Origin of the sequence: Alkaliphilus flagellatus (genome assembly GCF_018919215.1) — a bacterium.
In the GTDB taxonomy this organism is placed as follows: domain Bacteria; phylum Bacillota; class Clostridia; order Peptostreptococcales; family Natronincolaceae; genus Alkaliphilus_B; species Alkaliphilus_B flagellatus.
Genome location: NZ_JAHLQK010000002.1, coordinates 250,962 through 264,687, shown reverse-complemented (window position 1 = coordinate 264,687; position 13,726 = coordinate 250,962). Strand labels below are relative to the sequence as shown.

Genomic DNA, 13,726 nt, shown 5'->3' with positions numbered 1-13,726 from the left:
ATATGAATAAAAAATTTAAAACTCTACTAATCATACTTGTAATTTTTTCATTAGGGCTCTATTCTTTTTCTCTAAAAAAAAGTAATACTGTAGAGGCACTAGGGGTCGAGCCAGATAATGAACTTCTTATATACTTTAGAGAAAATTTTCCAAACAATGAGGTTTTAAAGTGTGGATATGAAGACTTAAATGATGATGGACGTAAGGACTTACTGGTAATCTATAATGAGTCTAAAAGAAAAAATGCAATGCTTGTAGTTATAGATAAAGAAGATGGATTTCAGGTATCTGACCACATTCCTGCTCCAATAGAAAACCTAAAAATAGAATTTAAGGATATCGATAAAACTGGACCAATAGAAATTATTATATCTGGTTCAAAGGATGAGAATTTCGGTTACTCTATATTTAGGTTAATTGATGATACAGAGCTAAAAGATTTGTTTGGGGAAGGTATGGAAGATTGTTGTTAACTTATAAAATAATAAAGATGATGTAACAAAATATTTTGTTACATCATCTTTATTTATGCCATATTTTTAACTATTTCTTATACTTCTACTCTGTAATACCATCTATAGCTTTTGCCTTAGCTAGCCAATCGTCATAGCTCATACCAACTGGAAACTCCTTATCAATATTTGTTTCTTCAATGAATGTATCGAAATCTTCAATACCACATGTTTCTAGTAAATCTGTTGACATGAATTTTTCAATATCATTTATATTTGGAATATTATCTTCTGCAATTTCATAGTCATAGAAGTAATCAATATAATTATTTAAGTTTTCTTCTGAGAATTGCCATGTAATTGTTCTTCCTTCAGCAACAGTTTTCATATACACAGTTTTTAGTGCAACTTCTGGTACTGTTCCAAATCCATCAGCAAACATCATAGCTGCATTGTATGGATGTTCATACAAGTATTTAATAGCAAGAGAATGTGCAAGAACTAATCTTTTCGCCAATTCTGGATGTTCCTCTAGGAAATCATTGTTCATAGCGTAAATACAGCATATTCCCCAGCCTTCTTCCATATCCTCTGAAACATGTGCACCCCAACCAGTTGCCATAATACGACCAAAACCTTCAAATTCTACTAGAGAACCATAAGGATCGCAGGCAGAAAAGGCATCTAGCTGTCCTGCTTTTAATGCAAAAACTTTATCCTTATCAGACATATCCACTACTTCATAGTTTTCTAACTCAACTGGAATGCCCAACTCTTCAGCCCATTTTCGCCATTCTGGCTTTGCTTCTGCCCCAGATCCAACAGCTATTTTTTTTCCTATTAAGTCCTTTGGTTCTTTAATGTCATTGCTTACAACTAAGTATCTAGATCCTCCTAAATGATTAGCTGCTGCCATAAATAGTGGTGCTCCCTGATTAACAGAATTAATAGCTCCTTCAATACCTTGATAGCCTACATCTAATTCTCCTGAGGACATAGCTTCCATAATCTTACCTGTTTTTGTAACTACAACATTAAGCCCTAAAGCTTCATAAATCCCTGCCTTTTCCCCTATAATAGCTGGCACCATGTGATCACAATCTCTATATCCTAACTGGACAACATATTCCTTGTCTGCATCATTTAATTCTTCTAATTCATACCTTACTACCTCTGCAGCAGGGTCATAACCAATATCTTCGATTACAACACTTTGTTGACTGCTATCTGTACAACCAGCTAGCATCATTGATAATGCAAGAATAGTTAAAATCACCCTTTTTTTCATAGTTAATCTCTCCCTCTAGTTTTGCTGTCTAAAAAATACTTTCTAGTCTGCCTTCCATCTTAATAACATACTTTCAATTAATAGCATCACCTTGTCAATGGAAAATCCAATCAATCCAGCTATAACCATATACGCAATTATTGTATGGGTTTCCATTCTAGATTGAGCTTCTACTATACAGTAACCGAACCCGGCACTCGTCGCAATGAACTCCGCTCAGATAACCGACATCCAGCCCATACCAATTGCTAATCTAATCCCTGTGATGATTCCTGGTAGAGAACCAGGAAGTACAATGTCTTTAATAATATCAATTGTTCTTGCACCCATACTACGAGCAGCATGATAATATTCCTTACTAATATCCTGGACTCCAGCAATGGTATTTAAAATAACTGTAAATATTCCAGTAAATGCAATCATGAAAATTGTTGGTCCATCTCCAAGACCGAACCATATAATGGATAGTGGTACCCAGGCCATAATTGGAACTTGCCTAAGTGAATTAATAAATGGTGCAAAAGCTCGTAACATACTTTTTGAATACCCCATAATCATACCAATAGGTAACCCTATGATAAATGCATAGAATACACCTGTCATAACTCGGCGCATGGTAATTCCAATATTTCTCAATACATATAAATCTGTAATCGCTTTAAAAAATGCTTCAATTACACTTTCTAGGGAAGGGAAAATAAATGGTTTGTTTACAATTCTAGCTGCTATCATCCATATAATTCCTAGTATAATAATGGCTATGGGAGTATGATAATTAAAGTCCTTTCCACTTAAGTTTTTCCATGCACGTCTATCTTTCATTTTAGTTGCGTGCACCATTCTATTAACTTGTTTCTGTTGTGCATTCATTTTTATTTACTCACCTCCTAGCATTTCAAAATATGTCTTAAATCTAATTTAAAATCAAATTTATTATCTTCCTTGAAGAGCTGATTTTTGAGAATAAGATTTATTTGTACTCTCTTTTTGTTTCGATTTATTAATAAATTCTAACAATTGCTCATCTTCTTGATTTTTAACATCACCATCTAGTGCAGTTCTTAAGATGTCAGTTAATTCATTAGTATATTGATGGTATTTTTCATTTTTTCTATCTCTAGGTCTAGGAAGCTGAATTTTTAAATCAGCCAATATTTTTCCATGGTCTCTTGACATAACAATAACTCGGTCACTTAAATAGATAGCTTCATCAACATCGTGGGTAACCATAAGAGTTGTCTTCTTGTTTGCTTGCAACATAGATTCTAATTGAATTTGAAGTAATTGACGCATTTGAAAATCAACAGCACCTAAGGGTTCATCCATTAACAAAATATCTGGGTCACAAGCTAAAGCTCGCAATAAAGCAATTCTTTGCTTCATGCCACCTGATACTTCATGAATATAATAGTTTCCATAATCCTTAAGCTGTGCCATCTCCAATAAACTTTTTAGTTTCTCCTCACGTTCTCTTTTTGGTATACCTCTCAGCTTCATAGGATACATAATATTCTCTTTTACCTTCATCCATGGAAACAAGGCATAATTTTGAAACACAAAAGCTCTATCCGGCCCTGGTTTATTCACCTCTTTCCCATTGACAAAAACATTCCCACCATTATGCTTTAAAAACCCTGCAACAATTGTCAATGTTGTTGTCTTTCCACAACCTGATGGACCTAATAAGGAAACAAATTCACCTTCACTCACATCAAATGAGATATCTCGTAATACAATATTATTTGCCTTTTTATCTCTTCTGTTGGGAAAAACTTTAGTTATTCCTTGTATTGATATTGACATTTAATCCACCTTTCCTATTCCAAACTTAGAAATTTTAATTTTGCTTTATCCCAAAATTCCTTTGTCATACCCATGTGTGTAATAAGCGTTTCCGTTTGGCTTAACTCTTCTATTGTCTTATTGTACACATCTAAAAAATCTCTAAAAGCTCTGGTATCTATAATATCCTTCCTAACAACTAGAACAAAAGAAACATAGTCATTTTCTGAAAGGGATGCAAAATTGAATTTTGGCAATAAGGCTGCCTCAGTTACATCCATAACTGCACCATCTATTTGTCCTTCTTCCAAAGAATACGGCAAGGATATAGGTTGCATCTCCAAAATCTCTTGAATCTGTGGATAACTCTCCTTAGAGACTTTATGTAAATGTTCTCTCTTTTGGCCCATACCTAGCTTGTACATATTATCCAGTTCCTTATTATAGGCAATAATTTCACCATTCATAATGACTGGTGCATAAATTTCAAAGTCATCACTAGAACGTACTAAATGCAAAGCTATATGGTTACAATAAAAGGCCATATCGATTTCTTCTGAGCTCAAGGCCCATTGTGCTGTGTTACTTCAGCAATCCTTAAAAGTAAAGTCCTCAAAAATCCTTTTTTGAGCCTCTCCCTTGATGAGATTCTCTCTCCCCATATTATTACTTGTTCTCATGATCTGCTGTAGAAGTAATCCTGTAATATCATCTCCAGCTCCAATTCTTAGACGCATATCTGTATTTGCAACATATTCTTCTTTAGGTAGAATAAAAATAGATCCAATTCCTATGATGCATATTACTAGAAAAAATAAAAATAATTTTTGATTTGTATTCATATAATTCTCCCTCTAATACTACCCTTTTTTAAGACATCATTTCTATAAATGTTCCTACTCTTATTCCAATTTGCCCCATATCATTCTGAGAATAGTCTGTTTCTATACTTATATAAGGTGTGTTTTTCTCTTCTGTAACAAATTTCTTTACAGAATAGCTTTCAATATTATAAGTATGACAAGCTTGAAGGATTACTTCTACCACTCCGTCTATCTTATACTCATGGATTATTTCCGAAATCAGGTTAAGTCTATCTTCATTAGGGGACATTACTGAACATGGTATACTCAAATATTTTTCTGCTATTGCATCTATAGGATCTTTCTCTTCGTCAACTTTTGTGTATGTAGCTTTAACTCCTCCGCAATTTTCATAACATACTACTACTCCACCATTATCTTCTATAGATTTTATAACCTTTTCAGAAGCACCACCTATAGGACAACCTGTTATTAGTATTCTTGGTGCATCTTTAGACGCATTAGTCTTGCCTGATTCATATTCTTTTTTAATTTTGTCCGTAAGTTCTCTTAGATTCTCTATGCTTTCTCTTATATCCATTTTAAACTGAGAACCATATAAAACCTTTTGCATCTCTAGGCCGGTCATTGGTGGTGGACATAATTTGCCTAATCCATAAAACTCCTCTTTTGCTCTTCGCTCCTCATTTACAAGTTTTATCGCTTGTTTTAACTTTTCTATAGTTATATCTGCTCCGAACTCACTTTCTAAGCGTTCCTTTAGCTTTATTACTTCCTTTTTCCATAGATTTAAAGATTCTTCATCTTTATTGTTTTGAGGGAGCTGCATCACATACATAGATTTTAATTTTCCCAGTAATTCATACATCTTTTTCTTTCCATCACATGTAGTTTCTCCAACTATTAAATCTGAAAAGTAAAAATAAGGGCACTTATCAGTTATAGCAAATCCATAACTTGATTTAATTAAAGGACAAAGATTTCTAGGCAAATCCCTCTCTGCATCTTGTATAGGTTCTTCACTAGTACCACATAAACTTACAGAGATAGCACCTGCCGCCTCAATTATTTCTTTTGGAGTATAAGTGCAAAATGTGCCTACTATCTTCCTACCTTGTTCTTTATAATCTTTTACTTTTATAAACCCTTTTTGTCTTGCTTCGTCATATTCATTAAACATTTTAGGTAAATTATACATTTTTAAGCCTCCATAGACTATATAGGTAGTTATTATATTAACAATATAACATACTTGTACCAATCTTTATCATTAGATATATCTATATCTAAGTCCCTATCTATATATTTTTTAAATACAAATATAAAAAATAGCAATCAAAAAAAATCGTCCCCAATGCTTTTTAGAGATGGGGTTCACTTAAGCTTTGATATAGATGTTTTAGCTCCTTCCCTTGTGCCAGGTACAGGAACACCTGAGCCTAACGGTTTTACTTTAGATGAAGGTAAATTTACAATTGAAAAATTATTAAAAGAAAGATTTGTAACTTCAATGGACTTTGTAGAATTAATCCTACACTAGATGACGAATCTGGAATAACTGTTAAAACCTGCATGGAGCTGCTTGACCATACTTTTAAATATCTGTAATATAAAAAACCTCGCTATTACTTAGTGAGGTTTTCTATATCCTTTATTGATAAACATAATTATTTTAATTTAGGCTCTAGTAAAACGAAATAATTCAAATTGCTACTTTGTTCCACAGAAAACTCTACTATAATATTATTAGCTCCCTTTAAATTAATATCTATTTTCTGTAATCCATCTGATTTCTTAAATTTGGTCTTATAAAGCACATCTCCATAAAACTCGTTATTACACTTTATAACATCATCATTGTTGAATACGGTAAAAGTAACTTCAGAGTCGGATAGATCCTTTGCTAAATCGTCTATGCCAATATATCCAGTTAGTTTTGAATATGCCATATCTTCATTATATAGCTTTGCAAAATAATAACTTCTATCTTCATTATCTGCTCTATCAAAACCTATACCTTGAGAATAAATTTTTCCACTAACTGTAAACTTAGTACCATCTTTCCAAGAGTTTTCCCTAAACATTGAATGATATCTTTTATTTAATGTAAAATAAATAGTATGCCCATAAAATTTTGCATCATTATTTTCTTTTATATAGTTAAATTGCTTTTTAAGTCTACTTAATTCTTCCCTCAACTCTTTATTTTCCTTAAGTAGAGAGGTGTTTTCTTTTTCAATTTCAGTAATAAGTTCATCTTTAAGTCTATTAGTATCATTAGAACTTTCCTGTAAGTATGCAACGTTTTCTTTATCCGCTTGAACACTTACTTTTGAATCTGCCTTGTCTTGAGAATACACACAAGTAAAAATAAGTATGCTACATAAAGATAATGATAAAACTACCTTTTTTCTCATAAAGCACCTCTTTTTATTAATTTATATTATAATTATAATATAAATTTGATAAATTATCTACAAAGTTATCAAGTGTAAAGAAGTACTGGTATACGCCTAGATTCCATATTATCTAATATTTAAATTTAGCAATACCATCTTGCATTTCTTCTGCTAGTTTTGATAAGGCCTCACTGGCATTTGAAATCTCTGCCATAGATGAAGCTTGTTCCTCTACAGAAGCGGATACTTCTTCTGTGGTAGCTGCATTTTCCTCAGATATAGCCGATAAGCTCTGTATTACTCCTATAATCTCTTCCTTTTTATTTTCCATTTTTAATCCTGATTGAATAATAGATTCTATTGCTTCTTTTACATTTTCAATAGCAAAAGCAATCCCATTAAATTTCGTGCTTGTTATTGCTACGCTATCCGTTTGAAGTTTTATTATTTGACTAACTTCCTGCATTGTGCCAACTGCATACTCTGTCTTATCTGTTAAATCCTCTATGGCTATAGTTATTTCTCCTGCAAACCTGTTAGATTCATCTGCCAGTTTTCTTATTTCATCTGCAACAACTGCAAATCCTCTACCAGCTTCACCTGCTCTGGCTGCTTCTATAGCTGCATTTAAAGCCAATAAATTTGTTTGCTCTGCAATGCTTTTTATCATTTGACTGGCATTTTCAATTTTCTCTGCACTTTGATTAGCATTTATTATAATTTCAGATATTTCAGTAACAGAGCTATTACTAGCCTTAGTTTTTTCAACAAGATCTTCCACAATTTTAATTCCATCATTTTTTAAACTATCTACTTCATTTGCAGCGTTGCTTAATCTATTTACACCTTCTTTATTGCTTTCTATTTCTTTTCCTAATATATCAACTTCTCCTGCTCCTATTTCTGTGTCATTAGCTTGTTCATTAGTTGCCCTAGCTATTCCATCAATTGCTCTCGCTATTTCCTCCGAAGCCATAAATGATTGTTCAATAATAGCTGTTAGCTCTTGAGAAGAAGAAGCTACCTGGTGGGAAGTATCTGAAACACTTTTAATTAAACTAATGAAATTTTCCTGCATGGTTTCTAAAGATTTAGACATAAGTCCTATTTCGTCTTTTCTATTTGAATATTGTTTTGATTTACTATTTTTATCAATACTTAGATCAAAATTAGATAGTTTTTTAATGGATTGGGATACATCTACAATTGGCCTCGATATAGATTGTGTAATAATTAAAATAAACCCTATTAATATTAGAATTCCTATACCACTTACAATAATAGCTATAGTTATAAATTTATTTAATTCCTTATATATTTCATCTTGAGGTATAACAGATATAAAAGACCATTTAAAGTCTGTTTTATCAGTCATTACAGGGTCCAATATTAAAATTTGCTTTTCTTCATTAAAAGAAATATTTTCTTCCAATATCAATTGTTCTCCATTAGATATAGCTTGCTTGATTTCCTCACTGTCTAATAGTTCAAATATATTTTTTCCAATACGCTCTTTATCTTTGTGTCCTACAATTAGCCCTTCTTCAGTAACCAATTGAGCATATCCACTATCATATAAGGCTATACCTGATATAAGCTCTTGTAATCTATCTAAAGAAATATCTACTCCCACAACTCCTACAACCTCATCATTATAAATAACAGGAGACGTAACAGAAACTAAAGTAACATCTTTTCCTTGCAGCTTGTAAGTAAAAGGTTTTAAAACTGCTGATTGTTTTGAGTTTTTAGAAGTTTGATACCATAATCCATTCTCATCTAAATTATCATATGTATCTGCACCTTGCTCAAGAACAACTGTACCACTCCCTCTATTCCAGTAAGGGTTAAATCTTCCTGTATGATCATGATAATTAGTGTTTGCATATTCACTATCTTTCCCATCTAAAGCATTTGGCTCCCAATTTGTCCATACTCCTACTAAGTTTATATTTTTATTTATAGTGTTTTTCATAATTTCATTCATTGTAGCTCTATCGATATTTCCACTTTGTTTCATTCCTTCAAATGCATTAGATATTGTTTCAGCAATAGTCAATGCATCTTCTAATTCGCTTTGCACTAACTCTACATATTTTTCTGTTACTGCTTCTACATAATCTATGGCATTTTTTTCTTCTATACTATTGAATTTAAATGTAAAAAATCCGATAATTGATGTGAATATTACTAAAACAATTGATAAAATACTTATAAGCATTCTCGATTTAATTGATCTCATTACCCATACGCCCCTTTTCATTTGTCCTTATAGTTAATATTCTTTTACCCAATAGCGTCATTCTAAAATTTATCTGCAGAAATAGTCTATATTATTTTAATTTATGTCCTTAGTTACTGCCCACACTGGATGCACTAACAACTAAACGGTAGAGCTAAAGCTCTACCGTTTAGTGAAAGTCATATTGATTCTTCTTATTTTACAGATTCTTTTTCTAACTTTCCTGCTGGAAGAATACTTTCAACTTCAACATGTGGACGTGGAATAACATGAACTGAAATTAATTCTCCAACTCTTTGTGCAGCTGCAGCTCCAGCATCTGTTGCTGCCTTTACAGCACCAACGTCACCTCTTACCATTACTGTTACTAAACCACCACCAATGTGCTCCTTACCAACTAGGTAAACATTTGCTGCCTTAACCATTGCATCTGCAGCCTCAACAGCTCCAACTAAACCTTTTGTTTCTATCATTCCTAATGCATCATATTTCATTTTTCATTCCTCCTAATTTTTTTGTTTTTTATTTTATAATTTTAATTTTAGATAACGAATTAATACTCATAGCATTTGCTTCTTCTGTGTCAACATGAAACTCTAAAACAGACGTATCATTTGATCTAATGGCAACATTATTGTAAATACCACCTCTTGGACCATCAACCTCAATTGAGACTACCTGTCCATCTTGTACGCCTAAGCGCTTAGCATCTTCACAATTCATATGAATATGTCGTTGTGCTACAACTAGACCTTCAGTAATTTGAACAGAACCCTTTGGACCTACTAATGTTATGCCAGGTGTTCCATGTAAATCACCTGATAACCTTATGGGCGATGCTACACCTAACTTAAAGGAATCTCCTACTAACACTTCTACCTGAGTCTTACTACGCACTGGACCAAGAACTCTAACTTTTTCAATTGCACCCTTTGGTCCACAGATTGTCACTGTTTCCTTACAAGCATATTGTCCAGGCTGTGACAAATCTTTGATTTTGGTCATCTGATAGGCATCCCCGAATAAGCAGTTCACATCTGCCTGTGAGAGATGAACATGGCGGTTGGAAACACCTACTGGAATTTCATAGATATCTTCTTTTTTTTCTACTGAAGACATGTTAGCTTGAACTGCCTCTAGAAAGAGCTTTAAGACAGCTTCGCAATTGTCCATGTTAGTTGACTCCCTTCATAGCTTTTACTAGTTCATTCACTAGATTTAAAAGCTTTTCATTATCTGCACAATCTATGTTTACTCCATTTAAAGAAGAACTCGCTCCACGGCATCCTGTTTCACTATTCACTTTGTAGTTATTAAGTTCAGGATAGTTAAAAGACGAATCAGCAGAAGCTAATGTTCTACAATCCTTTAAACCATATGCAACTCTTTTGATATTAATCAAATGCATTGGACTAACATTTTCAGAAACTGAGCTTCCTCCCCATGTACCACAACCTAGTGTAAAGGAAGGTATAAGGCCTGTGCTTGCACCAGTTCCACCTTGGGCACTGCCTGTATTAACTAAAATACGAGATGCTGGCTTTTTAGCAAACTTCATTACCATATCTCTATCTTCAGTATGAAGACTCATAGTGTGTCCTATACCATTTTGAAGTAGTTGTATACTAAGTTCACATGCCTCATGCCAATCCTTCACTGTATAGAAAGCGATAACTGTTGTCAGCTTTTCGTATGATAATGGATATTCCTCACCAACGCCTTGCTGCTCCCCTATTAGAATTTTTGTTCCTTCTGGAATTGAAATCCCTGCTGCTTCTGCAATAACCTGTGGAGTTCTACCTACAAACTTAGCATTCATTGTGTGACCATTCTTAAATAACAGCTTACAAACTTTTATAGTTTCTTCTGCTGTCATAAAGTATCCACCTTGCTTTTTAAGCTCAGCTACTACCTCTTCACGATTACATTCTTCTACAATTATTGATTGTTCAGATGCACAAATTGTACCATTATCAAAAGTCTTACTTGCAATAATGTTACTAACTGCTTTTTGGATATTAGCAGTTCTCTCAATGTAAGCTGGTGAGTTACCAGCACCAACACCTAAAGCAGGCTTACCAGCACTATAGGATGCCTTTACCATTCCTGGGCCTCCTGTTGCAATAATCATAGCAATATCATTGTGTTTCATTAGCTCGTTTGTAGCTTGTATAGTTGGTGTAGAAATACTACTTATAATATTTGCAGGAGCCCCTGCTTCTACTGCTGCATCATGCATTAGACTTACAGCCTTAAGTGTACATTTTAATGCTGAAGGATGTGGTGAAAAAACAATTCCATTACGTGATTTAATTGCTATTATTGATTTAAAAATAGCAGTAGATGTTGGGTTCGTTGATGGTACAATACCCATTAATAAACCCATAGGCTCAGCAATATCAATTACTTGCTGATTTACATCTTCTTTGATAACACCAATAGTCTTCATATCTTTAATTGAATCATAAAGCATAACAGAAGCCATATGATTTTTATATGTCTTATCTTCAACTCTACCAAATCCAGTTTCCTCTACAGCCATTTTAGCCAGAGAAACTACATTGTCTTTCGCCACTCTAACCATGTTGCATAAAATCTTATTAATTTGCTCTTCAGTATAGTCAGCAAGCTGATTTGCAGCAATTTTTCCTAATCGTGCAAGGTCTCTTGCTTCTTGTACTGAACGTAAATCACGATCAATACTTTCCAAGCATAGCCCTCCTTTTTTATAGTGTTTTAATCTATATTTTAAATTTAATTAGTTATTCTCGTAATATTTTCTAAACTCTGCAATTAGCAGTTTCTTGTCTGCCTTAGATATTTTCCCTGTTTTTATACCAAAGTCCTTATATTCACGCGCTAGATTTCGAAGTTTTGCAACCGCAACCTTTCTAAGCGCCTCAATAGTTTCTTCTAAGCCATATTCAAGTAGCATCTTATCTACAGCTTCCTTATTATTAAGCTTATTGTAATCTAGCTTTATAGAAGCAATTGTTTCTTCTTGAGATTCATCTATTTTTGAATCTTTCACTATTGAATCTTCAACTATTACTACTTCTGGCTCAGTTTTTATTACCATAATTTCCTCAATTAGCGTTTCTTCTTGTCCTGTCTCTATTGTTACAATTTCTTCAATTTGTGTTTCTTCTTGTTCTGTTTCTATTGCTACAATTATGCTGCTTAATTCCTCATGTGGACGTGGAATTATATGTTGTGAAATAAGTAGTTTTTCGTCAATTTTTCTTACTGCCGCCCCACCAGCCTCTACAGCTGCTTTCACAGCTCCAACATCACCAGTTATGGCAATGGAAACGAGACCGCCACCAACATATGTTTTTTCTAAGAGATTCACAGCTGCCGCCTTTAGCATAGCATCTGCACTCTCTGTAGCTGCAATAAGTCCTTTTGTTTCAATTAATCCAAGTGCCTGCATTGCTAACCCTCCCTAGCTTTAGCTTATACAAGATCAGCCCAATTGGCTGGATAGGTAACATAAAATATCTTAGCTTTATCAGAGGAACCCCAAGTAACTTTAGAACCTGATGGAACATAGACTACATCACCAGGATATGCTGTTAAAGTCTTACCATCAATGGTGACTGTTAAGGTTCCTTCAATTACATAATCAATTTCTTCGTAAGTTAGTTCCCAGTCAAATTTGGAATGATCAATAGTTAGGAAGCCAGCACTCATAGCAGACTCTTCTTTACTGATTAACTCTTGATAGGATACCTTTGCATTAGGACTTCCAGTATCAAAAGTATCAAACTTTACAGAGCTACCACGTACTACCTTTAATCCATTAGAAGCAGTTTCAGCTTCATAGGGCTTAGGCTTCATAATTGAATCCAGTATTCCATTTAAAAGTCCCTTGTCCATCATAGCCTTGAGTAGATTATAAATCATTTCACTGTCCAGTCCTTCACCACAGTTTTTAACTGTTTCAGCTACTTTTGCTTCACAAGCACTCTTTGACTCACAAACAGGTGCTTCTGTAGAAAATTCTATTCCACATGCTTTTGCTACATCTTTTGCTGAAGGAGTAATAATTGTATTGCTGTCAATATAAATCACTTTTTTCCCTTGATTTCCAGCAGTCTCAACATCCTTTGCACAAATCAATTTTTTCATGTTTTCACATCCTCTCCTATAGTATTAAGACACCTTTTATCCAAATAAATTCTTATATATTAAAGTAAAGATGTCACCAATACAGGGGATGGAGAAGGTATAATCTCTATATTTACTAAGAGACCATTATCCTTAGCAGCAGACTTCCCAGCTTCAATACCAGCCTGTACAGCCGCCACATCGCCAGTGAAAGTAAAGAATGACTTCCCTCCCAATCCATTTCCTAAACGCAATTCTAAGGGCTGTAACTCTGCTGCCTTAAGGACTGCATCGGCAGCGATAATCATGGTCGCTTGGGCGAAAGATTCGATAATGCCTAAAGCCTGAATACTATCTGGCATGGTTGCACCTGTAATTGCCGGAAATACCTGAGGACTAACATTGGGTATAACAATTGAATCAACCAAATATTCTTCTGCCAATCTTTCTCCAGTACTCACTGAATCATTAACCGATGCAACATCACCATGAACAATTGCAATATATTTGCCAGGGCAGGTAGAACCAGCTGTAACTATTTCTACATCAGAAGCCTTTACCATTTGATCTGCTGCATATATTCCACGTGCAATACTTGCAAATTCAACCATTCCTATTGCTTTTGGCAT

General features: G+C 33.9%; 14 protein-coding genes and 1 pseudogene. 2 read left to right on the top strand and 13 right to left on the bottom strand.

All coding sequences use genetic code 11. The annotated features are described in order from the left end of the window. Nucleotides 1-2 precede the first annotated feature (2 nt). Nucleotides 3-473, top strand: a complete 471-nt coding sequence (saoC, locus tag KQI88_RS06190) for a Cys-Cys-COOH (seleno)protein SaoC (protein ID WP_216415484.1) — start codon at nucleotides 3-5, stop codon at nucleotides 471-473. An 85-nt stretch (nucleotides 474-558) separates the two neighbouring features. Here saoC and saoX read toward each other — a convergent pair whose 3' ends face one another. From saoX to KQI88_RS06155, 5 genes are all read right to left on the bottom strand, one after another. Continuing rightward, a complete protein-coding gene (gene saoX / locus KQI88_RS06185; protein ID WP_216415483.1) occupies nucleotides 559-1,740 on the bottom strand; it encodes an ABC transporter substrate-binding subunit SaoX in 1,182 nt (393 codons plus the stop codon). A gap of 42 nt (nucleotides 1,741-1,782) precedes the next feature. After that, nucleotides 1,783-2,610, bottom strand: coding sequence for an ABC transporter permease subunit SaoP (saoP, locus tag KQI88_RS06175; RefSeq protein WP_281417548.1), 828 nt, complete (start codon nucleotides 2,608-2,610; stop codon nucleotides 1,783-1,785). Nucleotides 2,611-2,673: 63 nt separating this feature from the next. Then, nucleotides 2,674-3,543, bottom strand: coding sequence for an ABC transporter ATP-binding protein SaoA (saoA, locus tag KQI88_RS06170; RefSeq protein ID WP_216415481.1), 870 nt, complete (start codon nucleotides 3,541-3,543; stop codon nucleotides 2,674-2,676). Nucleotides 3,544-3,557: 14 nt separating this feature from the next. Then, complete coding sequence (gene saoB, locus KQI88_RS06165) at nucleotides 3,558-4,364, bottom strand: ABC transporter substrate-binding (seleno)protein SaoB (protein ID WP_408629716.1); 807 nt, start codon at nucleotides 4,362-4,364, stop codon at nucleotides 3,558-3,560. 28 nt (nucleotides 4,365-4,392) lie between these two features. Next, entirely contained in the window at nucleotides 4,393-5,544 is a 1,152-nt protein-coding gene (locus KQI88_RS06155) for a double-cubane-cluster-containing anaerobic reductase (protein WP_216415478.1), read from the bottom strand. A 156-nt stretch (nucleotides 5,545-5,700) separates the two neighbouring features. Here KQI88_RS06155 and KQI88_RS06150 point away from each other — a divergent pair, with 156 nt between their 5' ends. Beyond that, complete coding sequence (locus KQI88_RS06150; RefSeq protein ID WP_216415477.1) at nucleotides 5,701-5,886, top strand: arginase family protein; 186 nt, start codon at nucleotides 5,701-5,703, stop codon at nucleotides 5,884-5,886. Nucleotides 5,887-6,013: 127 nt separating this feature from the next. Here KQI88_RS06150 and KQI88_RS06145 read toward each other — a convergent pair whose 3' ends face one another. The 8 genes and pseudogenes from KQI88_RS06145 to KQI88_RS06110 form a co-directional block, all read right to left on the bottom strand. Then, the gene (locus tag KQI88_RS06145; protein WP_216415476.1) at nucleotides 6,014-6,763 is read right to left on the bottom strand and encodes an NPCBM/NEW2 domain-containing protein; all 750 of its coding nucleotides are present in this window, start codon (nucleotides 6,761-6,763) and stop codon (nucleotides 6,014-6,016) included. Nucleotides 6,764-6,875: 112 nt separating this feature from the next. Continuing rightward, a complete protein-coding gene (locus KQI88_RS06140) occupies nucleotides 6,876-8,987 on the bottom strand; it encodes a methyl-accepting chemotaxis protein (RefSeq protein ID WP_216415475.1) in 2,112 nt (703 codons plus the stop codon). 194 nt (nucleotides 8,988-9,181) lie between these two features. Beyond that, the gene (gene eutM / locus KQI88_RS06135; protein WP_216415474.1) at nucleotides 9,182-9,481 is read right to left on the bottom strand and encodes an ethanolamine utilization microcompartment protein EutM; all 300 of its coding nucleotides are present in this window, start codon (nucleotides 9,479-9,481) and stop codon (nucleotides 9,182-9,184) included. Nucleotides 9,482-9,509: 28 nt separating this feature from the next. After that, entirely contained in the window at nucleotides 9,510-10,160 is a 651-nt protein-coding gene (locus tag KQI88_RS06130) for a phosphate propanoyltransferase (RefSeq protein ID WP_216415473.1), read from the bottom strand. Between the two features lies 1 nt (nucleotide 10,161). Then, on the bottom strand, nucleotides 10,162-11,697 hold the full coding sequence (locus KQI88_RS06125; protein ID WP_216415472.1) for an acetaldehyde dehydrogenase (acetylating): 1,536 nt from the start codon (nucleotides 11,695-11,697) through the stop codon (nucleotides 10,162-10,164). 441 nt (nucleotides 11,698-12,138) lie between these two features. After that, a pseudogene (locus KQI88_RS18565) lies at nucleotides 12,139-12,420 on the bottom strand (BMC domain-containing protein); the annotation flags it as partial. A 23-nt stretch (nucleotides 12,421-12,443) separates the two neighbouring features. Continuing rightward, nucleotides 12,444-13,118 (bottom strand): cupin domain-containing protein, encoded by a 675-nt coding sequence (locus KQI88_RS06115; protein WP_216415470.1) that lies wholly within the window; start codon nucleotides 13,116-13,118, stop codon nucleotides 12,444-12,446. A gap of 59 nt (nucleotides 13,119-13,177) precedes the next feature. Further along, nucleotides 13,178-13,726 carry a BMC domain-containing protein gene (locus KQI88_RS06110; RefSeq protein ID WP_216415469.1) on the bottom strand — a complete coding sequence of 183 codons (549 nt, stop codon included), beginning with the start codon at nucleotides 13,724-13,726 and terminating at the stop codon, nucleotides 13,178-13,180.